Source organism: Acutalibacter muris, assembly GCF_002201475.1.
Taxonomy (GTDB): domain Bacteria; phylum Bacillota; class Clostridia; order Oscillospirales; family Acutalibacteraceae; genus Acutalibacter; species Acutalibacter muris.
Window position 1 is genome coordinate 1,316,384 of sequence record NZ_CP021422.1, and the last position, 20,417, is coordinate 1,336,800.

Annotated in this window: 23 protein-coding genes; 13 read left to right on the plus strand and 10 right to left on the minus strand. The window is 57.7% G+C overall.

Going from position 1 to position 20,417, the window contains the following annotated elements; translation table 11 throughout:
- Position 1 precedes the first annotated feature (1 nt).
- The 3 genes from ADH66_RS06680 to ADH66_RS06690 are packed head-to-tail and all read left to right on the plus strand — an operon-like array spanning position 2 to position 2,374.
- A complete protein-coding gene (locus tag ADH66_RS06680) occupies positions 2–1,048 on the plus strand; it encodes a 3-methyl-2-oxobutanoate dehydrogenase subunit VorB (protein ID WP_066534112.1) in 1,047 nt (348 codons plus the stop codon).
- A gap of 28 nt (positions 1,049–1,076) precedes the next feature.
- Positions 1,077–1,844: a thiamine pyrophosphate-dependent enzyme gene (locus ADH66_RS06685; protein ID WP_066534110.1), complete on the plus strand. Its 768-nt coding sequence runs from the start codon at positions 1,077–1,079 to the stop codon at positions 1,842–1,844.
- A gap of 11 nt (positions 1,845–1,855) precedes the next feature.
- A complete protein-coding gene (locus tag ADH66_RS06690) occupies positions 1,856–2,374 on the plus strand; it encodes a 2-oxoacid:acceptor oxidoreductase family protein (protein WP_066541590.1) in 519 nt (172 codons plus the stop codon).
- 190 nt (positions 2,375–2,564) lie between these two features.
- Here the strand turns inward: ADH66_RS06690 and eno are convergent, their stop codons facing one another.
- The gene (gene eno / locus ADH66_RS06695) at positions 2,565–3,791 is read right to left on the minus strand and encodes a phosphopyruvate hydratase (RefSeq protein WP_066534108.1); all 1,227 of its coding nucleotides are present in this window, start codon (positions 3,789–3,791) and stop codon (positions 2,565–2,567) included.
- Positions 3,792–3,892: 101 nt separating this feature from the next.
- Between eno and ADH66_RS06700 the strand changes: the two genes are divergently transcribed.
- Positions 3,893–4,420 (plus strand): GNAT family N-acetyltransferase, encoded by a 528-nt coding sequence (locus ADH66_RS06700; RefSeq protein ID WP_066534107.1) that lies wholly within the window; start codon positions 3,893–3,895, stop codon positions 4,418–4,420.
- A gap of 24 nt (positions 4,421–4,444) precedes the next feature.
- On the plus strand, positions 4,445–5,974 hold the full coding sequence (locus ADH66_RS06705) for a serine hydrolase domain-containing protein (protein ID WP_066534106.1): 1,530 nt from the start codon (positions 4,445–4,447) through the stop codon (positions 5,972–5,974).
- A gap of 39 nt (positions 5,975–6,013) precedes the next feature.
- Here the strand turns inward: ADH66_RS06705 and rbr are convergent, their stop codons facing one another.
- Positions 6,014–6,553 (minus strand): rubrerythrin, encoded by a 540-nt coding sequence (gene rbr, locus ADH66_RS06710; protein ID WP_066534101.1) that lies wholly within the window; start codon positions 6,551–6,553, stop codon positions 6,014–6,016.
- Between the two features lie 185 nt (positions 6,554–6,738).
- On the opposite strand from rbr, the gene ADH66_RS06715 reads away from it, so the two are divergent.
- Together ADH66_RS06715 and ADH66_RS06720 are read left to right on the plus strand one after the other, a co-directional pair.
- The gene (locus ADH66_RS06715; protein ID WP_066534099.1) at positions 6,739–7,131 is read left to right on the plus strand and encodes a zf-TFIIB domain-containing protein; all 393 of its coding nucleotides are present in this window, start codon (positions 6,739–6,741) and stop codon (positions 7,129–7,131) included.
- A 21-nt stretch (positions 7,132–7,152) separates the two neighbouring features.
- Entirely contained in the window at positions 7,153–8,352 is a 1,200-nt protein-coding gene (locus ADH66_RS06720) for an AI-2E family transporter (RefSeq protein WP_066534097.1), read from the plus strand.
- Here the strand turns inward: ADH66_RS06720 and ADH66_RS06725 are convergent.
- The 7 genes from ADH66_RS06725 to ADH66_RS06755 all read right to left on the minus strand — a co-directional run bounded on the left by ADH66_RS06725 (position 8,345) and on the right by ADH66_RS06755 (position 15,939).
- Positions 8,345–9,112 carry a TIGR03915 family putative DNA repair protein gene (locus ADH66_RS06725; RefSeq protein WP_066534096.1) on the minus strand — a complete coding sequence of 256 codons (768 nt, stop codon included), beginning with the start codon at positions 9,110–9,112 and terminating at the stop codon, positions 8,345–8,347. The genes ADH66_RS06720 and ADH66_RS06725 overlap by 8 nt on opposite strands.
- Entirely contained in the window at positions 9,091–10,398 is a 1,308-nt protein-coding gene (locus tag ADH66_RS06730) for a putative DNA modification/repair radical SAM protein (protein ID WP_066534095.1), read from the minus strand. The genes ADH66_RS06725 and ADH66_RS06730 overlap by 22 nt, the downstream gene beginning before the upstream one ends.
- The gene (dinB, locus tag ADH66_RS06735) at positions 10,391–11,587 is read right to left on the minus strand and encodes a DNA polymerase IV (protein WP_066534093.1); all 1,197 of its coding nucleotides are present in this window, start codon (positions 11,585–11,587) and stop codon (positions 10,391–10,393) included. The genes ADH66_RS06730 and dinB overlap by 8 nt, the downstream gene beginning before the upstream one ends.
- Before the next feature lie 173 nt (positions 11,588–11,760).
- On the minus strand, positions 11,761–12,873 hold the full coding sequence (locus ADH66_RS06740; protein ID WP_066534092.1) for an ABC transporter ATP-binding protein: 1,113 nt from the start codon (positions 12,871–12,873) through the stop codon (positions 11,761–11,763).
- A gap of 338 nt (positions 12,874–13,211) precedes the next feature.
- Positions 13,212–13,901 (minus strand): DUF4830 domain-containing protein, encoded by a 690-nt coding sequence (locus ADH66_RS06745; RefSeq protein WP_066534090.1) that lies wholly within the window; start codon positions 13,899–13,901, stop codon positions 13,212–13,214.
- Positions 13,902–13,963: 62 nt separating this feature from the next.
- Positions 13,964–14,545: a 4'-phosphopantetheinyl transferase family protein gene (locus ADH66_RS06750; protein WP_066534089.1), complete on the minus strand. Its 582-nt coding sequence runs from the start codon at positions 14,543–14,545 to the stop codon at positions 13,964–13,966.
- A gap of 14 nt (positions 14,546–14,559) precedes the next feature.
- Positions 14,560–15,939 (minus strand): MATE family efflux transporter, encoded by a 1,380-nt coding sequence (locus ADH66_RS06755; RefSeq protein WP_066534087.1) that lies wholly within the window; start codon positions 15,937–15,939, stop codon positions 14,560–14,562.
- Positions 15,940–16,105: 166 nt separating this feature from the next.
- On the opposite strand from ADH66_RS06755, the gene guaA reads away from it, so the two are divergent.
- The gene (guaA, locus tag ADH66_RS06760) at positions 16,106–17,647 is read left to right on the plus strand and encodes a glutamine-hydrolyzing GMP synthase (protein WP_066534085.1); all 1,542 of its coding nucleotides are present in this window, start codon (positions 16,106–16,108) and stop codon (positions 17,645–17,647) included.
- A 171-nt stretch (positions 17,648–17,818) separates the two neighbouring features.
- Here guaA and ADH66_RS06765 read toward each other — a convergent pair whose 3' ends face one another.
- A complete protein-coding gene (locus ADH66_RS06765) occupies positions 17,819–18,376 on the minus strand; it encodes a helix-turn-helix domain-containing protein (protein WP_066534084.1) in 558 nt (185 codons plus the stop codon).
- A gap of 104 nt (positions 18,377–18,480) precedes the next feature.
- Here ADH66_RS06765 and ADH66_RS06770 point away from each other — a divergent pair, with 104 nt between their 5' ends.
- The 5 genes from ADH66_RS06770 to ADH66_RS06790 are packed head-to-tail and all read left to right on the plus strand — an operon-like array spanning position 18,481 to position 20,279.
- Positions 18,481–18,714 (plus strand): DNA-binding protein, encoded by a 234-nt coding sequence (locus ADH66_RS06770; RefSeq protein ID WP_456236489.1) that lies wholly within the window; start codon positions 18,481–18,483, stop codon positions 18,712–18,714.
- 12 nt (positions 18,715–18,726) lie between these two features.
- Positions 18,727–19,140, plus strand: coding sequence for a tyrosine-type recombinase/integrase (locus ADH66_RS06775; RefSeq protein WP_066534082.1), 414 nt, complete (start codon positions 18,727–18,729; stop codon positions 19,138–19,140).
- Positions 19,050–19,601 carry a hypothetical protein gene (locus ADH66_RS06780; protein WP_157767191.1) on the plus strand — a complete coding sequence of 184 codons (552 nt, stop codon included), beginning with the start codon at positions 19,050–19,052 and terminating at the stop codon, positions 19,599–19,601. The genes ADH66_RS06775 and ADH66_RS06780 overlap by 91 nt, the downstream gene beginning before the upstream one ends.
- A complete protein-coding gene (locus ADH66_RS06785) occupies positions 19,591–19,932 on the plus strand; it encodes a hypothetical protein (RefSeq protein ID WP_066534078.1) in 342 nt (113 codons plus the stop codon). Before ADH66_RS06780 ends, ADH66_RS06785 begins: the two co-directional genes overlap by 11 nt.
- 8 nt (positions 19,933–19,940) lie before the next feature.
- On the plus strand, positions 19,941–20,279 hold the full coding sequence (locus tag ADH66_RS06790) for a cysteine-rich VLP domain-containing protein (protein ID WP_066541588.1): 339 nt from the start codon (positions 19,941–19,943) through the stop codon (positions 20,277–20,279).
- Positions 20,280–20,417 lie beyond the last annotated feature (138 nt).

A 20,417-nucleotide genomic window follows, 5' to 3' on the forward strand; every position in this document is an offset into this window, starting at 1 on the left:
GATGAAAGTGTTAATGAAAGGCAACGAGGCCCTGGGGGAGGCCGCCCTCCGGGCGGGCTGCCGCCATTTCTTCGGCTATCCCATTACTCCCCAGACGGAACTTGCCGCCTATATGTCGAAGCGTATGCCCAAGATAGGGGGTACATATCTCCAGGCCGAGTCGGAGCTTGCGGCGGTGAACATGGTGCTGGGGGCCTCGGCGGCGGGGGTGCGGGCCATGACGTCCTCGTCCTCCCCGGGCATAAGCCTGAAGTCCGAGGGCATCTCCTACATGGCCGGGTCTGATTTACCGGCCCTGATAATCAACGTCCAGCGGGGCGGCCCGGGCCTTGGGGGCATACAGCCCTCTCAGGCCGACTACTGGCAGGCCACCAAGGCCACCGGCCACGGGGATTTCCAGATACTGGTCTTCGCGCCGTCCACGGTGCAGGAGATGGTGGACTTGGTGTCAGACGCCTTTGACGCGGCGGACCGCTGGCGTATGCCCGCCATGATCCTGGCCGACGGTATGCTGGGCCAGATGATGGAGCCGGTGGAGCTCCCCGAGGAGGGGGAGAGCGCCCAGGCAGACAAGCCCTGGGCGGCAAGCGGACATCAGGATAAGCGCGAGCACAACGTGATAAATTCTCTGTACCTGACCCCCGACAAGCTGGAGGAGCTGGTAGTTGAACGCTATAAGCGCTACGAGCAGGTAAAGGCCCAGGAGCAGCGGGCGGAGGAGTACCTCTGCGACGACGCGGAGGTGATAATCGTGGCCTATGGCGCGTCTTCAAGAGTGGCCCGCAGCGCCGTGAACAAGGCCCGGGAGAAGGGGGAGAAGGTGGGCCTGCTGCGGCCCGTGACCCTCTGGCCCTTCCCGGTGGACGCCCTGAGAAAAGCGGCGGACCACGCCAAAGCTTTCCTGACCGTGGAGATGAGCATGGGCCAGATGGTGGACGATGTGAAGCTGGCCATCGACTGCAAGGTGCCGGTCCACTTCTTCGGGCGCACGGGCGGCATCCTCCCAACACCCGCAGAGGTGCTGGCCCAGGCCGAAAAGCTCTTGTAAGGAATATAAGGAAAGAAGGTATTGATATATGGCAACAGTATTTCAAAAGCCAAAGGCGCTCACCAGCGCCCCCCTGCACTACTGTCCGGGCTGCACCCACGGCATTGTGCACCGACTGGTGGCCCAGGCCATCGACGAGCTGGGGGTCGAGGGGCGCACGGTGGGGGTGGCCTCGGTGGGCTGCTCGGTGATGTGCTACGACTATTTCGCCTGCGACATGGTCCAGGCCCCCCACGGCAGGGCTCAGGCGGTGGCTACCGGGCTCAAGCGGGCGAAGCCCCAGAACGTGATATTTACATATCAGGGCGACGGGGACCTTGCCGCCATCGGCACGGCGGAGACCGTCCACGCGGCAACCCGGGGCGAGAACATCACCGTCATCTTCATAAACAATGCCATCTACGGTATGACCGGCGGTCAGATGGCCCCCACGTCCCTGCCGGGGCAGATAACCCAGACCACCCCCTACGGCAGGGACACGGACACCGCCGGCTACCCGGTGAAGGTCTGCGAGCTGCTGTCCACCTTGGACGGCGTGGCCTTTGCCCAGCGAGTGACGGTGGACTGCGTGAAGAACGTGAACATAGCCAGGAGGGCTATAAAGAAGGCCTTTCAGAACCAGCTGGACGGCAAGGGCTACTCCATTGTCGAGGTGCTCTCCACCTGCCCCACAAACTGGGGTTTGACCCCGGTGGAATCCCTCCAGTGGCTCCGGGAGAACATGATACCCTACTACCCCCTGGGGGTCTATAAGGACATAGATGCCGGTGTGAAGAAGGGGGGCGCGTCAGAGTGAAGGACCTGAACATGGTATTCGCGGGCTTCGGCGGCCAGGGCGTGCTCTTTGCGGGCAAGGTTGCCGCCTACGCCGGGCTCATAAAGGGCAAGGAGATCTCTTGGCTGCCCTCCTACGGCCCGGAGATGCGCGGCGGTACGGCTAATTGCAGTGTCTGCATCTCCGACCAGCCCATCGGCTCGCCCCTCATCACCGCGCCGAACTACCTTATCGCCATGAACCTGCCCTCTTTGGAGCGGTTTATTGACGCTGTTGAGCCCGGCGGCACGGTGATACTTGACAGCTCCCTTATCGATAAGGAGATAACCCGCACTGATATTACCGTATATCGGGTGCCCTCGTCACGCATGGCCGAGGAGAGTGGGCTCAAGGGGCTCTCCAACATGATACTTGTGGGAAAGCTCTTTCATGAGCTGAGCTTCTGCTCTGAGGAGGTTTTGGAGGAGGCCATTACAAAGTGCATACCGCCTCGTAAAGCGTCCATGCTGGAGCTGAACAGGAAAGCTGTGGCTCTGGGAGCAGCGCAGTAATAATTGCCAGTAAGTATTTACCCGCTTCTTTGCAGAAGCGGGTGTTTTCTTTGATTATTTTATGGCCTTCGGCAAGGCCGTGGGGCGCCGCCCCACACCCTGCAAGGGGAACACAGTTCCCAAGAGTTTTGCTTTGCAAAACTCTGCGACTTCGCTTGCAAAGTCGGCTTGACCCCCATACCTGACTTCGTCAGCACTCCTCTATGCGCAGCAGGCGGTTATACTTCGCCACCCGCTCTGTCCGGCAGGGGGCTCCGGTCTTTATCTGTCCGGCGTTCACCGCTACGGCAAGGTCCGCGATAAAGGTGTCCTCTGTCTCCCCGGAGCGGTGGGAGATGATGGTGTTATACCCGCTCCTGCGGGCCAGGTCTATGGCCAGCAGGGTCTCTGTAAGGGTGCCTATCTGGTTGGGCTTTATCAGTATTGCGTTGCCCGCGCCTGCGTCTATGCCCTGCTGGAGCCTGTCAATATTCGTCACAAACAGGTCGTCCCCCACCAGCTGCACCCGGCTGCCGATGCGCTCGGTAAGCTGTGTCCAGGCGGGGAAGTCCTCCTCCCCCAGAGGGTCCTCGATGGAGATGATGGGGTATTTGCTCACAAGGTTCGTCCAATACTCGATAAGATCCTCCGGGTCCATGTTCTTGCCACGCTTGGGCAGGCGATAGCCGCCGTCAACAGCCCATTCGCTCCCCGCCGCGTCCAGAGCGATATGCACCCGCCCGGAGTAGCCGGCCTTTTCCACGGCGTCCAAGACGACCTCGATGGCCTCCTCGTCGCTCCCAAGGTCCGGGGCAAAGCCCCCCTCGTCCCCAACGCCGGTGGAGAGGCCCCGTGCCTTTAACTGCGCGCCCAGGGTATGGTATATCTCGCTGCACCAGCGCAGGCCCTCTTTAAAGTTCTCCGCCCCGGTGGGCACTATCATGAACTCCTGGATATCGATATTATTGCCCGCGTGGGCCCCGCCGTTTAAAATATTCATCATGGGCACCGGCAGCTTATATGCCGCCGCGCCCCCCAAGAAGCGGTAGAGGGGCATACGATAGTGGGCGGCGATAGCCCTGGCGCAGGCCAGGGATACGGCCAAGGTGGCGTTGGCCCCAAGATGGGACTTGTTGGGTGTGCCGTCCAGTTTTTGGAGAAGGGAGTCCACATCCCGCACGGTCAGGCAGTGGAGCTTTTCAAGAGCCGGGGAGATTATCTCGTTAACGTTCCTGACGGCCTTTAATACCCCCTTGCCCTGATAACGCCTGTCGTCCCCGTCCCGAAGCTCCACCGCCTCGAACTTGCCGGTGGAGGCCCCGGAGGGGGCGGCGGCGGTGCCCATTGTGCCGTCGGTAAGCTGTACTGTGGCGCTTACCGTTGGGTTGCCCCGGGAATCAAGTATCTCACAGCCGTATACCTTCTGTATTCTAACCATAATTTCACCCTCCAAATTTTTTTCCGTATTTTCAGTATTGCACATTGACAGGGAAAATAAACCATGGTAAACTAAAAACATCAGACAGCCTGGAGGTGTTTATGACAGAGAAGGATTTTCATATAGAAACCGAACGTCTCATTCTGCGCCGCTATAAAGACGGCGACCTTGAGGACCTGTATCAGTACCTTTCCGACCCGGAGGTGGTCCGCTTCGAGCCCTACCGCCCCATGAGCCGTGAGGAGACAGGGGAGGAGCTCAAACGGCGCGCAAGCTCAGACGAGATGATAGCCGTGGAGCTTAAAGAGAGCGGCAAGCTCATCGGCAACGTATACCTGGGGGAGCGTGACTTCCAGACAAAGGAGCTGGGCTTTGTCTTCAACCGGGAGTATTGGGGGAGGGGCTTCGCCTCCGAGAGCTGCCGGGCGGTACTCAACCGGGCCTTTAAGGAGGGCGCGCACAGGATCTTCGCCGAGTGCGACCCGGAGAACGAAAGCTCCTGGCGGCTGTTGGAGGCCCTGGGCTTTCAGAGGGAGGGGCATCTTCGCCAGAACGTCTACTTCTGGACGGACGAGAGCGGCAGCCCCCTTTGGAAGGACACATATATTTACAGTAAGCTCAACACATAAAAATACAGAAAAAAGGTAATAACAATGAACTTCCAAAGAGTCACCCCTGAGTCAGTGGGCATACCCTCGGGGGCAATACTGGATATGCTGGACCAGCTGTACCGGGAGGGCATCGAGATGCACGCCTTCAAGCTCCTGCGCCACGGCAAGGTCTGCGCCGAGGGCTCCTGGGCCCCCTACACCCCGGAGACACAGCATATACTGTTCTCCTTCAGCAAGAGCTTTACAAGCACCGCCATCGGCTTCGCCGTCCAAGAGGGCATCATCTCCCTTGACGAGCGGCTCATCGACATCTTCCCGGAGAAGTCCCCGGAAAACCCCAGCGAGAACCTGAAAAAGTGCCAAGTGCGGCACCTTCTGATGATGGGCTGCGGCCACGAGACGGAGATAAGCTGGACAAACGGCGGCGACGGCGACTGGGTGAGCCAGTTCCTGCATCACCCCTTTGTGTACGAGCCGGGGACCCACTTTATGTACAATACGGCGGGAACAAATATGCTCTGCGCCATACTTAAGAAAAAGACCGGCCTTGACATGACCGAGTTTTTGAAGCCACGCCTCTTCGAGCCACTGGGGATGGGGGAGATCCACTGCGTCAAGATGCTCGGGGACATCGAGATGGGCGGCGCTGGTATGTCCGTCACCATCGAGGAGATGGCCCGCTTCGTGCAGTTTGTCGCCAATAGGGGCAGCTGGGAGGGCAGGCAGCTTTTGAACCCGGAGTGGTTTGATATGGCTACCAGGAAGCAGATAGGCAACGCCGGGGCCGGCTGGGGCGGCGACCCGGACTGGCAGGCGGGGTACTGCTTCCAGTTCTGGCGCTGCGCTCCGGAGGGTGTCTTCCGCGGGGACGGGGCCTACGGCCAGTACGGCGTTGTGATGACAAAGCAGGACGCTGTGCTGGTGATACATTCCGCCTCCATGAAGCTACAGGCGGTGCTGACGGCGGTATGGGAGAATATCCTGCCCAATGTGCAGGAGGCTCCCCTGCCCGAGGACCAGGTTGCGTACCACCGGCTTCAAAAGCGGCTGGAAAAACTGGAGCTTAACTCTATGCTGGGTATGCATAATCCCGGCGCGGAGGCCTCCCTAAACGGCGCCGTGTATGTGCCCAAGACCCCGGCGCCAGGGCTTCGGGATATAGTGGGCGGCCCCGGCTGCTTTATCCCGGAGGGCGGCGAGCTTCAGAGCATAGCCTTTAAGTTTGAGGGCACGAAAGCCCGGCTCGTCTGCAAAGAGGACCGTGGCGAGTACGTCCTGGACCTTGGCATGGAGGGGCATTTTGCCACCACCCTGGTCCACGGCGTACCCTTTGGGGCCAACTCCAGCTGGCGGGCCCATGACACCCTGGAGGTGCACCTGGTGAACACCAGGATGGTCAGAGGCAAGCGGTTCCTGTTTAAGTTCAGCGGTAGCAGGCTGAACGTGACCGGCACGCCCACCCTGCCTGAGCCCATGAGCCTTGGTGATGTGGAGAACTCGGAACTTAGCTTCGAGCTGGCTGAGGGCGAGGTCAACACCAAGACCAGGATGTACTGGGAAGTGAACGGATAAAAAATAAGCCGGGCTGGTTTTCCAGCTCGGCTTTTGCTGTCAGTAGTTCTCGGGTTTCACGCGGAAATAGGACTGAGGGTGCGCGCACACCGGGCAGACCTCCGGGGCCTTTTTGCCCACGCAGATATGGCCGCAGTTCATGCACTGCCAGACGGCGTCCCCGTCCTTGGAGAAAACCACCTGATCCTCGAGGTTCTTCAGAAGCTTGCGATAGCGCTCCTCGTGCTCCTTCTCTATCTTCGCCACACCCTCAAAAAGGGCGGCTATCTGGTCGAAACCCTCCTCCTTGGCCTCCCTGGCAAACTGGGCGTACATATCCGTCCACTCGTAGTTCTCCCCCTCGGCGGCGGCCTTAAGGTTCTCCTCGGTGGTGCCTATGCCGCCGTTCAAGAGCTTGAACCACATCTTCGCGTGCTCCTTCTCGTTGTCGGCGGTCTCCTGGAATATCTCGGCTATCTGCTGATAGCCGTCCTTCTTGGCCTTTGAGGCAAAGTAGGTGTACTTGTTCCTGGCCTGGCTCTCCCCGGCAAAGGCGGTGAGCAGGTTGGCCTCTGTTTTGCTGCCCTTTAGCTCTGGCATATTGCGTACCTCCTGTGGAATAAGTTATTTGCTGCTCTTAGGTTATTATAGCCCGATTTCCCCCAAAAGTCCATGGGAGCCGGGAAAAATTGTAAAATTATCGTGAAGCCCTGCCGAGGTGTTGAAAATCCCGGGAGGAGGGAGTATACTAAACATAAAATATATTTATGTAAGGTCGTGTTTTTATGTATGAACGTCTACAGCGTTTCCTTTACGGCCGCTACGGCACGGATAAGCTGAACCTCGCCCTGCTCATAGTCGGGCTCCTGCTGTCCCTTATCGGCAGCCTTCTGTTTTGGCCGGTGACATTTCTTGCCGACGCGCTCTATATCTGGGCCCTTTTCCGCACCTTTTCCCGGAACATACCCGCCCGCCAGCGGGAGTATGCCGCTTTCCTGCGCTTCTGGTCGCCCATAGAGGGCTGGCTGCGCACAAGAAAGGTCCGCTTTTCCCAGCGCAAACAGTACAAATACTTCAAGTGCCCCAGCTGCCGTCAGGAGCTGCGTGCACCAAGGGGCCGGGGAAAGATAGAGGTCACCTGTCAGAAATGCCATAACGTATTCCGCACAAAGACCTGACCGTGAGAGAGGGAGGAGAAAATGAGGTTTACAGATGAAAAAAGCCGGGACCGGCTTAAAGTGGGCAGCATTTTGCTGGTTTTGACAGCGCTGCTTGCAATGGCCGTGCTGCACTTTGACAAGGTTCTGGGGGCGATAAACACCTTGGGCAATACCCTCTCGCCGGTGGTGGGGGGGCTTGTGATAGCCTATATTTTGAACGTGTTCGTGCACTTTTTCGAGGATATTGCCTTCAAGCCCTTTGAAAGTTCAAAGTCAAAAGTGTGGAAAAAGCTGCGGCGGCCGGTGTCGGTGACCCTGGCGTATCTTGTGGTGATACTCCTGGTGGTGTTTATAGTATGCTTCATCATACCAAGCCTTGTGGACTCCATGAGTGTGCTGACGGTTACCATACAGCGCAACCTCCCCATATACGCAAACCAGGCCATGGGCTGGGCCAACGACATAGCCCAAAGGTATGACCTGACCTTTATCCAGGAGTTCCTGAACGAATTCAACTGGAGCTCTCTTTTGAACGTGCTGGGGGACGCCACGAAATTCACAACGGAGATACTCTCCGAGGTGTTCAATATGACGGCGAACGTAGCCTCCGGCGTGTTCGCCATGATAATGGGCTTCATCTTCTCGGTATATATGCTCTCCGGCAAGGAGAAGCTTATCCGGGGCGTGAAGGACTCTCTGAGGGCCTTTCTGCCAAAGCGGGCAGCGACAGTTGTCGCCCGGGTGGCAAGGCTCGCAAACCGGGTGTTCTTCTCCTTTATCCGGGGACAGCTTACCGAGTGCGTCATCCTGGGGGTGCTCTGCTATATCGGCATGAGCCTGCTTCAGCTGGACTATGCCCTGCTTATATCCTCGGTGGTGGCCTTGGGGGCGCTGATACCCATACTTGGCGCATACATCGGGGCCGGAGTGGGGGCCTTTATACTGCTGCTGGTGCATCCCATCGACGCGCTGATATTTGTGGTGTTCCTGGTGATACTCCAGCAGGTGGAGGGCAACCTCATATACCCACGGGTGGTGGGGTCCTCCATCGGCCTGCCTCCAATATGGACCATCTTCGCCGTGACCTTCTGGGGCGGGGTGATGGGCATAGTGGGCATATGGATAGGCACGCCCCTGACGGCGGTATTCTACAGGCTCTTTAGAGAGCAGGTATATGCCCGGCTGCCAAAACGGCCCCAGGCAGAGCCGGGGACGGAGAGGGCGGAGGAGGTCAAATGAAGCTGTCCCGCTGGAACTCGGTCATGTTCTGCCAGTAGCGCATGGGCATATTCCCCCGGCGCAGCTTGGGGTTTATGCGTCCCTCCACGGCAATGGTATCATAAAAGAGCCGCCAGAGCTCCCGAAAGCGCGTCTCCTCCTCAGAGGGCTCGGGCAGTTCTAAGCTGTCGGCCTGGAAGAACTCCCGCTTGTGCCCCTTGGACTGGTACAAAAAGCCCATGCCGTGGGACTTGTCAAATATTACCAGGTTTTCCGTGTTGAACCGCTCGCAGAAATGGGGAGCGACCAGGGGCAGGACGGTGTTGTTGGGGGTTATCATAGAGGCCAGAAAGCCCCCGCAGTCGGAAAAGCGCATGAACTCCACGTGGTAGTGGGCCTCGTTTTTAAGGTACAGAAGGGCCTTATCTATGGCGTGCACGTCCGGGTCCACGCTCCTTCTGGTGACCCTGGAGCCGTGGCGGTAGCCCTTTAATATGAAGCGTATAAGGTGAAGCTCCTTCTCCTCCATGCAGGTAAGGAAACCCCTTCGCACCATACCCTGGGCCAGGGGGGATATCTTCTCCGAAAGGGACCGCTCCACCCGGGCGGCAAGCTCATTATCCGTGGCTACGGCCTTTGTACCGAACAGTGTGCCCTGGGGCTCGTCCAGCAGCTGGACGCCCTGGGGCAGCGCCTTATCCTTAAAGCACTGGGCCACACAGCAGAGAAAGCCCTGATAGCTGCCGTCATAGCGGTAGACTAGATTTGCCCTGTCAGACATTTTACACCGTCCTCTCTTATGGGAGCGAAAAAGGATAACTGCTCCGGCGGGTCTATCCTCCGCTGGCCAAGTCCCCGCTCGCTGATGGCTCCGGCTATCACCGCGGGGTTGTCTGTGGGCAGGGGAGAGGCGCTCTTGCCATTGCACACTATAAAGTATTTGGCGCGTTTCAGCACCACGCCCAGCTTTTTAAGGCCGTCAAAGTCAAGCTTTCCCTGCCGCCTGGCGGAGCGTATACGCATGGCGGACTTTACGCCTATCCCGGGCACCCGCAGAAGCATTTCATAGGGGGCGGCGTTTATCTCTACGGGGAAGTGCTCCATGTGGTTCACGGCCCAGTTGCACTTGGGGTCCAGAAGCGGGTTAAAGTCCGGGTGCTCGTCATCCAGTATTTCCCCGGCAGAGAAGCCGTAGAACCGAAGGAGCCAGTCCGCCTGATAGAGCCTATGCTCCCGAAGAAGCGGGGGAGGGGTGTCAAGGGCGGGCAGCGCCCTGTCAGAGACCACGGGCATATAGGCCGAGAAGAAAACTCGCTTAAGGCTGTATTTCTTGTAGAGCCCCTCGGTGAGGTTCAGTATCTGCCGGTCGCTTTCGGGGCTGGCGCCGATTATCATCTGGGTGGACTGGCCCGCCGGGACGAAGCGGGGGGCGGCCTTGTACTTCACGATCTCCTTGCTGTTCTGGGCGATGCCGTCCCGGATCTGGGCCATGGGGGTGAGTATCTTCTCCTTGGACTTCTGTGGGGCCAAAAGCTTCAGGCTCGTCTGTGAGGGCAGCTCAATGTTCACGCTCATGCGGTCGGCATAGCGGCCCAGCTGCTCCGTGAGCCTTGGGCTGGCACCGGGTATGGCCTTGATATGCACATACCCCCAGAACCCACATTCCTCTCTGAGCATCTTTATGGCCGACAGCATCAGTTCACAGGTGTAGTCCGGGTTCTTTACCACCGCCGAGGACAGGAACAAGCCCTCGATGTAGTTGCGGCGGTAGAACTGCATGGTAAGCTCGCAGAGCTCCTTTGGGGTGAAGCTGGCACGCTTACAGTCGGTGGAGCGGCGGTTGACGCAGTAGGTGCAGTCGAAAGCGCAGTCGTTGCTCATGAGCACCTTTAAAAGAGAGATGCACCGGCCGTCGGCGGCGAAGCTGTGGCAGATGCCGGCCTTGGCGGCGGTACCCAGCTTGCCCTCCATGCCGGGGCGGTCCACGCCGCTGGAGGTGCAGGCCACGTCGTACTTGGCCGCGTCCGTCAGTATCTCAAGCTTCTGGAAGATGTCATATTCACTCATGCCTGTCCTCCCTATGGGGTTTTAACGCAAAGGCCCGGTTTATGCTGCCGCTGCCGTACTTTTCCCGCACCCGGTCCACAGCGCTTTCCAGCTGTTCCCGGCGTTTTATGCCGTCGCTGTCTTCAAAGAAGCTTATCTGGCTCTCCCCGGCGGGGACCAATCTTCCCGCACGCACACCAAGCAGCCTTATGGCCCAGCGCTTATTTTCCCGGCGGTACAGCTCCCAGGAAGCCTCATATATGGACCGGGAGTCGCATACCGGCGCCGCCAGCTGCCGCTGGCGCTGGATCTCCTGGAACTCCGGGTTGCGTATGGTTATCTGGACCTCTCCGGCCTTGAGCCCGCTTCTGCGCAGCCTTGCGGCCACTGTCTCCGACAGACTATAAAGGGTCTCCTTAACCTCTCTGTCTGTGGTGATGTCCCGGGGCAGGGTGGTGCTGCTGCCGATGGATTTGGGGTCCTCATGGGCGTCTACGCTCTGTACAGGGGTGTCGTCAAGGCCGTTAGCGTACCTCCACAGAGTTTCGCCTGCGCGGCCCATAAGCCGGCGAAGGGTGGTAAGCTCCATTTTGGCGATATCCCCGATGGTGTTGATCCCATACTTCTTCAGAGTGTTCCGGGTGGTGGGGCCCACCAGCAGCAGCTCACCGGCGGGCAGTTTCCAGATAATGCTCTCCATCTCGGCGCGGCCGAACTCTGTAACGGCGTCGGGCTTTTTATAGTCGCTGCCCAGCTTTGCAAAGACCTTGTTGAAGGAAACTCCCACGGACACCGTGAGCCCCAGCTCCTCCTTCACCCGGGCGCGTATCTGCTCGGCTATCTCCCGGCCGGAGCCAAAGAGCCGCTGGCTGCCGTACACGTCCAGCCAGCACTCGTCCAGGCTGAAGGCCTCCACCAGGTCGGTATAATCGCAGTATATTTTCTTCGCCAGGGCCGAGAACATGGAGTAGCGCTCGTGGTGGGGCGGCACGAGCTTTAACCCAGGACATTTACGCATAGCCTGCCAGATGGGCTCGGCGGTCTGCACGCCGCGCTTTTTGGCCAGCATATTTTTGGCGAGTATTATACCGTGCCGGCTCTCCTTATCCCCGGCCACGGCCATAGGCACGTCTTTTAGCTCCGGTGCATATAGGGTCTCCACAGAGGCGTAGAAATTGTTCATGTCCACATGCAGTATGCCGTTTTCCATAGAGCCGCCCCCCTTCTATATTATTTTAGAACATGTGTTCGCGTATGTCAAGGGGGAAAATAATAAAAACTTCCCAAGACGGGAAATTAAAGGGTAAATTGTGCTTTCCTTTACTCTAAAGCAGCAAAAAAGAGCCGGCGGGTTTCCCCGCCGGCCCAAACATATGGCAGATTTTAGTTCAGAATAGTGACTTCGGTCTCCTTATCGAAGACGTGCATCTTGTTCAGGTCGAAAGCAATCTTGCACTTGTCGCCGGGTTTGGCGGTGGAGGTGGGCTCCACGCGGGCGGTGACAGCGTTGCCCTCGCAGTTCAGGTACAGATAGGTCTCGGCGCCCATAAGCTCGGTGACCTCCACCTCGCAGGTGACGTGGGCCCCGCCGACCTTCTCAATGAAGTCGGGCTCGTCATGTACGTCCTCAGGACGGATGCCAAAGACAACCTCCTTGCCGACATAGTTGCCGATGTCGGTGCCCTCGGCCTTCTTCTGGGGCACGGTGATGGTGCAGGCCCCGAAGGTCAGGGTATAGTCGCTGCCGGACTTTGCCACCTTGGCGTCGATGAAGTTCATCTGGGGAGAGCCCATGAACCCGGCCACGAACTCGTTTACAGGGAACTCATACAGGTTCTGGGGCGTGTCCACCTGCTGGATGAAACCGTCCTTCATGACCACGATGCGGTCGCCCATGGTCATAGCCTCGGTCTGGTCGTGGGTAACGTAGATGAAGGTGGTGCCCAGCTTGATATGGAGCTTCGAGATCTCGGTCCTCATCTGAGCACGGAGCTTAGCGTCCAGGTTGGACAGCGGCTCGTCGAGCAGGAAGACCTTGGGGTCGCGGACGATGGCGCGGCCCAGGGCCACGCGCTGACGCTGGCCGCCGGACAGAGCCTTGGGCTTGCGGTCCAGCAGGTGGGCGATGTCAAGGATGCGTGCAGCCTCCTCAACGCGGCGCTTGATCTCGTCCTTGGGGGTCTTGCGCAGCTTCAGGCCGAAAGCCATATTATCATACACAGTCATATGGGGGTACAGAGCGTAGTTCTGGAACACCATGGCGATATCGCGGTCCTTGGGGGCGATGTCGTTAGAAAGGGTGTCGCCAATGTACAGCTCGCCCTTGCTGATCTCCTCAAGGCCGGCGATCATGCGCAGGGTAGTGGACTTGCCGCAGCCGGAGGGGCCGACCAGGATTATAAACTCCTTGTCTTCGATCTCCAGGTTAAAGTCCGTAACAGCAGTTACGCCACCGGAATAGATCTTATAGATATTTCTCAAACTCAAGCTTGCCATATGTTTTCCTCCTGTCAGGCTATGGGAGCCTTAATGATTTATCTGTATTATACCAGAAAAGAACCTTCTTGAAAAGTCGTGATATATCCAAAGATTTATCCCCAGCTTTAGACGCTTTTACCAAAAAACAATTTTCTTAATTCATTTATGTGTATTTTGACGAATAAAAATTTTGCATCATATCCATTGGGTTATATGGGCTTTAATGCACTCTATATAGCGTGGCGTTCCCCGAGCAAAAACCTGCGCGGCCGGGTGACGTCCTGGCCGCGCGGGTTTACATTTACCGGCTTTTTCACATCTTCAACATAGTTTTCCACACAAAAAAGTGGAAAACCTCAATCTGTCGGCCATGCCTCCTCGGGTGTGGCGGCGGTATCGTCCGAGGCCTGTTCTGACTGGACGCCGGATTCACTCTGGCTCTCCTGCGGCGGGTTGGCGTCATCGGCGGAGGCGCTCTCCGGGGCGCCGCTTTCCACAGCCTCCGGGGTTACATAACTGCTCTCGCTCTCCGGCTGGGAGTCCGGGCCGGCGGTGGGCTGGGGGGCAGGGGTGGCTTCGCCATAGCGGGCGCTGTCCTTTGCGAAGCCGTGCATGAAGCCGTCCACCTTGCCGCAGGCCACGTCCCCGCCGATTATAAGCCGGCCGTACACCAGCAGCGTTGCATAGACCTCGGTTTCACCCTGGTAGTTGGTGATGAGGTACTTGTATTGGGTGACCACTTCTCCCGAGTAGGGGGCAAGGTCAAAGCCCTGGGCCTGCTGCATAGCGTTGTAGTTCTGGTACACGTCGTTGAACTCCCGGGGGATCATTACCTCCCGAGTCTCGGCGGGTTCCCCCTCCACCTGCCAGCCGAAGCTGGCAAGGAAGGCAAGCCGCTCCTCGTTGGTCTCGCCAACGATCTCCTGGGGCTTCTGGGGCTCACCCTGCTTCTGCCAGCGCAGGAACAGGCACGCGGCCACTACTGCGGCGGCAAGGAGGGCAAAGGCAATAATACGTTTTTTGTTGGCTTTTAAAGATACGAACATATACACCGTTCCTCTCTGTGGGTTCCTGCTCAATTTGTATGCAGTGAGGAAGGCCGGTATACTTAAAGAATATTATAATCTGTCCACTCTGTCCTAAACTTCACCGTCCCGCCGGAACAGAGGGTCAGCCAAAACTCCTGCCCGGCGCGCTCTATAGGTATGCTGTAAAAACAGACTCCGCTCTCATTTGTCCTTTGCGGCCTCCCGCCCAGAGAGGAAAATTCCGTCTCATGAAGCCCCTGGGAGAGACCCCGGCCCGTCAGCTTCATATGGCTCTCCTTGCAGGTCCAGAGCTGTGTCAAAAGGCGGCTGTCCCCGGCGGTCAGGGAGAGCTCTCCGGGGGTGCAGATTTTCTCCCTCATGGCCGGCGAAAATTCCCGCACCCGCTCTATATCAAGGCCCGCCGGCACGTCCTCTATGGCGCAGGCTATGAGCCCCCGGCTGTGGGCAATGCTGAAATGGGGCCCGCCGGGCAGATAGGGCTTGCCGTGCGCCCCTTTAAGCGCCCGGTCCATTATTTCCTCTACGGTCTCGCCGGGCCCGCAGAAGCCCAGCTTAACGAGCCCATACCTCAGCAGGGCCCAACCGGCATAGTGCTCCCGGCGGCGGGGTTCTCCCGGGGGCAGGGAGGTGATATATACCATCTCAATATACCGTCTCAGCTCTCGAACAGGTTGTCCCGGGTTATGTTCTTCAGCCACTTGCCCGAGCGGTAGCGGTGTATGACCGCGGGCCATTTCACGAACTCGTCAAGGCAGAGGATGAAGTACACCCACAGCACCGGCAGCTTCAGCACAAAGGCCGCAAGGAAACCCACCGGCACGGCATAGACCCACATAACTATCGCGTCGCAGATAAGCCCGAAGCGGCTGTCTCCGCCGGCACGGAACACGCCGGCTATGAGGGTGGTGTTCACTGCGGCGCCCATTACATAGTAGCTGTTGATAAGCAGCATTACTCCCAAGTATTCCAAGGCTGTCTGTGTAAAGTTGCCGGAGCCCGCGTACATCAGAACAAAGGGCCTTGCTATCAGCACGATAACGCCGCCTATGGCCCCGGCGGCCACCGTCAGCCAGAGCACCTTGCGCCCGTCGGAGCGGGTCTCCTCCAGCTTGCCCTCGCCCATTTTCTGGCCCAGAAGGATGCCGCCCGCGTTTGCAAGGCCGAAGCAGAGTATGGTGCCGAAGTTGCGCACAACTGTGGCTAGGGAGTTTGCGGCCACTGCGTCCGTGCCCAGGTGTCCGATAATCACCGAATACATGGAGAAGGCCAGGCCCCAGACCACATCGTTGCCAATGGCGGGAAGAGAAAGCTTTATAAAGTCCCCAAAGAGTATTTTGTTCCTGATGAATATGGTGCGAAAGCGCAGCTTGATATGCTCCGACCGGGCCGAGACCACAAAGCAGAGGGCCAGCTCCACCAGCCGGGAGATGGAGGTGGCAAGGGCCACGCCCATGACACCCATCTTCGGCGCGCCCAGCCAGCCGAAAATGAATATAGCGTTCAGTACCACATTGAGCCCCACGGCGATGGAGTTGAGCACTGTGCCTATAGCCACGCGACCTACGCTTCTGAGTATGGCGATGTACACCTCCGTAACCCCCCAGCACAGGTAACACACGCTGAGTATCCTTATGTACCCGGCCCCAAGGGCTATTAGCTCCTGGTCATTGGTAAAGACCAGCATCATATACTCCGGGATAGTCAGGGCCAGGAGGGCTACTATTATGGACACGCTTAAAGAGAAGCGCAGGGCTATGCCCTGGACCACCTCGATGGCCTTGAAGTCCTTTTTGCCGAAATACTGGGCGCAGAGCATGGTGGCCCCGGTGCCCAGGCCGTAGAACAGCATGAACAGCACGTGGGCATACTGGCTGGCAAGGCTCACCGCCGAGATGGCCGACTGGCCCACGAAGTTCAGCATTACCACGTCCGCCGAGCTCACAAGGGAGCTCAATAGGTTTTGCAGCACAATGGGTATGACCAGCTTTGCTATCTGGCCGTAGAAGGGGTCTTTGAGCCCTTTAAAGCTTTTCATCTATTTTCCTCCTTGCTTTCGCATATTCTCCCACTATAACACAGTTCCAGCGGGATTACAAGCCCGGAACAAAAAAGATTTTTAGGGCCCTTTGAAAGCGATTTTTGTTGCAAAAAGAACGCTTCTGTGCTATTATATACTATATTTTCAGAAAGGTCGTGAGATCATGCCTCAAGCTGGCAAAGGCCATCAGGCGGTGGTGGTGCTGGACTTCGGCGGGCAGTATGCCCAGCTCATCGCCCGCCGCGTGCGTGACCGGAAAGTTTACTGCGAGATAAAGCCCTATTGGACCGATCCCCGGGAGCTCTCCGGGTACATGGGGATAATATTCACCGGCGGCCCCGGCAGCGTATATGCCGAAGACGCGCCCCTCTGTCGGCCGGAGCTTTTCAGCTTGGGGGTGCCTGTCCTGGGAATATGCTATGGTGCCCAGGTCATGGCCCAGGTGCTGGGTGGCAGAGTCGGGCCCATGGAGGCCCCGGAGTTCGGCAAGACGCAGATGGCGTTCTCCGAGAAATCCACGCTGTTTGACGGTGTGCCGGATAGTGTGGTCTGGATGAGCCATAACGATGGCATCACCGAAGCGCCCCAGGGCTTCGCCCCCAGTGCTCGCTCCGCCCACTGCCCGATGGCCGCCATGGAGGACCCGGGAAGGAAACTCTACGCCGTGCAGTTCCACCCGGAGGTGGCCCATACGGAGCACGGCAATAGGATGCTGGAAAACTTCCTGTATAAGGTCTGCGGCTGCGCTGGGGACTGGGAAATGGGCTCCTTTGCCAAAGACACCATCGAGAGCCTTCGGGAGACTATCGGAGATAAAAAGGTGCTCTGCGGACTCTCCGGCGGCGTGGACTCCTCCGTGGCGGCAATGCTTGTGCACAGGGCCGTGGGGAAAAACCTCACCTGTATATTTGTGGACCACGGGTTGCTGCGCAAGGGCGAGGGGGACCTGGTGGAGCAGGTGTTTAAAAAAGAATTTGACATAAACCTCCTCCGAGTGAACGCCGGGGAGCGGTTCCTTTCAAAGCTCCGGGGGGTAACCGACCCGGAACGCAAGCGGAAGATAATCGGCGAGGAGTTTATACGTGTATTCGAGGCTGAGGCGGCAAAGCTGGGCAAAGTCGAGCTCCTCTGCCAAGGGACAATATATCCAGACGTGGTAGAGAGCGGCAGCGGTCAGGCCGCAGTGATAAAGAGCCACCACAATGTGGGGGGGCTGCCCGAGGACGTGGGCTTCGAGGGCATAGTGGAGCCCCTTCGGGACCTGTTTAAAGATGAGGTCCGCCGGGTAGGCATGGAACTGGGGATCCCCGAGAAGCTAGTATGGCGGCAGCCCTTCCCGGGACCGGGCCTTGCGGTGCGTATCATCGGCGAGATAACCGAGGACCGGGTGAAGACCCTCCAGGAGGCGGATGCCATCTTCCGCGAGGAGGTCGCAAACGCCGGGCTTGAGCGTGAAATCGGCCAATACTTCGCCGTGCTCACCGGCACCCGGAGCGTAGGAGTCATGGGCGACGGCCGCAGCTATGGGGAAACCGTGGCACTCAGGGCCGTGAACACCACAGACTTTATGACGGCGGACTGGTACCAGATGCCCTATGAGGTGCTGGGAAGAGCGTCCAATAGGATTGTGAATGAGGTGCCGGGGGTGACCAGGGTGGTTTATGATGTGACAAGTAAGCCGCCGGCTACTATTGAGTGGGAATGACCGTCAAAACGGCGCAAACCCGCATGAATACAGGGCTTTTGACCTGTCACTTTGCCTTGTGATACTGGTTTGATACTATTCGTTTCAACCCGGTCACACAAGAGAATGATTGCAAAGGGCAAGCGAACCGCCCTGCTGAACGACAAATTCAGCAGGGCGGTTTTGCTTGCCCTATTTTTCTTTTCTCCAGGGTACATAGTATTTCGATTCTTTCCCGTCATCGCAGGTACTCGGCCAGTTGATTTTCCATTCAAAGTATTCTTCCCTGGTAATCTCCCCGGCGTGTAGCTCCTGCTGGCGCAAGAGCCATTCCCTCATAAACTCGTCCACAAGGCCATAGTTGAAGTAGATACCCACGGGAGGTTGAACGGGCCAGTCGTCCGTATCGTTGTAGCGGACGGCGGTATCATCGGAGGCCCCCGTCTTGCCGGGGTTGCGGACGAGCTGAAACAGGCGGATGGAACCGGGGCTGTCCTCGTCCAGCCAGAAGAACGTCCGCATGAAGTCCTCGGCACAGCCGGGTTGAACCGTATAGAAGTTCTGGCGGTCTACTCGCAGGGCCTGGGCAATCTTGTCCAGCAGCTCCCTTTTTGGCACACGGTAATTTGTTTCGTACTGGGCAATACGGTTATCCGCTCCCTTTTCTTCAAAGCCGATAGCCAGCCCCAATTCCTTTTGCGTCATACCTCGAAATGTGCGGATTTTCTTGATTTTTTCTCCTACTGTCATATGTTCCACCGCCTTTGAAAATAGTATAGCGCAAATAAGCGAAATATGCAAGAAGAAAATTAACAAAATTGCGAAATAAACTCTTGATATTAACAACCATGCGAATGTATAATAAGGATGTCAGCATTAACAATAAGGAGGTGTTGTATTTGAGCAAAGAGCTGTTTGTACGTGCCGAGGAAGTGGCCGGGGCGCTGGGTATCTCCAAGCCCTACGCCTACAAGCTGGTGCGGGAGATGAACGAGGAGCTGAAGCAGAAAGGTTTCCTCACCATCCCCGGACGGGTGAGCAGGCGCTACTTCGAGGAAAAGTTCTATGGACTGCGGGAAAATCAGTAAGGAGGGAAGAAAATGCCAGCGTACAAAGACAAGGCCAAGGGGACATGGTATGCGTCCTTTTACTTTGAGAACTGGACAGGGAAAAAGGAAAAGAAGATGAAGCGGGGCTTCAAGACCAAGCGGGAGGCGCTGGAATGGGAACGGACGTTCCTGCAACAGCAGACCGCCGACCTGGATATGACCTTTGAGAGCTTCGTGGCGCTCTACGCCGCAGACATGAAAGGCCGTATCAAGGAGAACACCTGGGGGACGAAAGAGCATATCCTCTACAAGAAGCTGGTGCCCTACTTCGGAAAGCGGAAAATGAGCGAAATCCACTCCAAAGAGGTCACGGCGTGGCAGAGCGAAATGCTGAACTACCGGGACAAAAACGGCAAGGCCAGCGAAATGGGCAGACGGCTAAAAACGCAAATTTTTCGCTTTTAGAAACAAAGTCCTTTGCCCAGGACACCGCTGACAAGCTGGGTGTCAGCAAGCGCACCGTGGAGCAGCTTGTCCAGACCGCCCGCGACTTGACCCCGGAGGCAAAGAAAACTATTCGGGACGCTGGCGATAAGATTAGCAAAGGGGCCGCGCTGAAAATTTCCAGACTGCCCCCTGACCAGCAGGAGGAAGCCGCTGCCGTTCTGACCATAGCGCCGCCCGCACCGAAGCGGCAGGGGATGATGGACAGTGAATCAGCGTTGAGCGAGTTTAAGGCACTATGCGCCCGCTATGTTTCCGGTATCGAAGCCCTCCATCACCGGGCAGACATTTTTGCCGGAATGACAATTTCCCAATTTGACGCATTGGGCGATAGTGCCTATTCTGTCACGACTGCAATCAAAGAATTTTTTGAGAAAGTACATGAAATCCGACACGAAATGGAGAAGGAAAATGAAAGCTGACTACATCACCAACGGCTCCACCCTGCCGCCCTATCTGGCCTATCCCCGGTTCCTGTTGGGTATGAATATCCGGCTGACCGCGAAAGAAGTGTACGCAATTATGCTGGATATGACACTGAACTCCGAGGCCGCGCAGACCGACAAGCGCGGGCGGCGGTATCTGGCGTTCTACAACAAGACCATTGCGGAGATCATCGACCGTACCCCCAGCACCGTGGCACAGTCCCTCCGGGAGTTGGAGGATGTTGGGCTGGTGGAGAAGAAGCTGATAGCCCTCCATACCCCCTATCACATCTACATCAAGTTACCGGCAGGAGAGAACGATCCGTGATCCAGCACATGAACTACCAGCAGTACCGCGCCGCCCGGAGGCTGGTACATAGCTGCTGCAATTATGACTGCGGGAACTGTCTGCTTCTGGACAACGGCGAGGAATGTATCTGCCCGCAGAGCATCACCTACTCGCTGATCTGCAAATGGTTCCGCGCTGCTGTCATGCCACTGGACGCTGGCCTGTGCGCCGCCCTGCTGTACCGTGACCGCATGAAGCCCTGTGCCATCTGTGGCGGATACTTTCTACCCAATTCTAACAGGGCGAAATACTGCCCGGAGTGTGCCGAGCAGGAGCGGCGGCGAAAGACCCGTGACCGGGTACGTCGCCATAGGGCTGATATGTAACGCTTTAGGCCCGAAAAAGCCCTTGATTTGCAAGGCTTTCCGAGGGTGGCTCGATAGAGGCCTGATACATTCCCTATCCAGCACCCCGGAAGGCCCTCAGACGGCCCGTAACGGCGATTCTACAAAGGAGTTTTATCC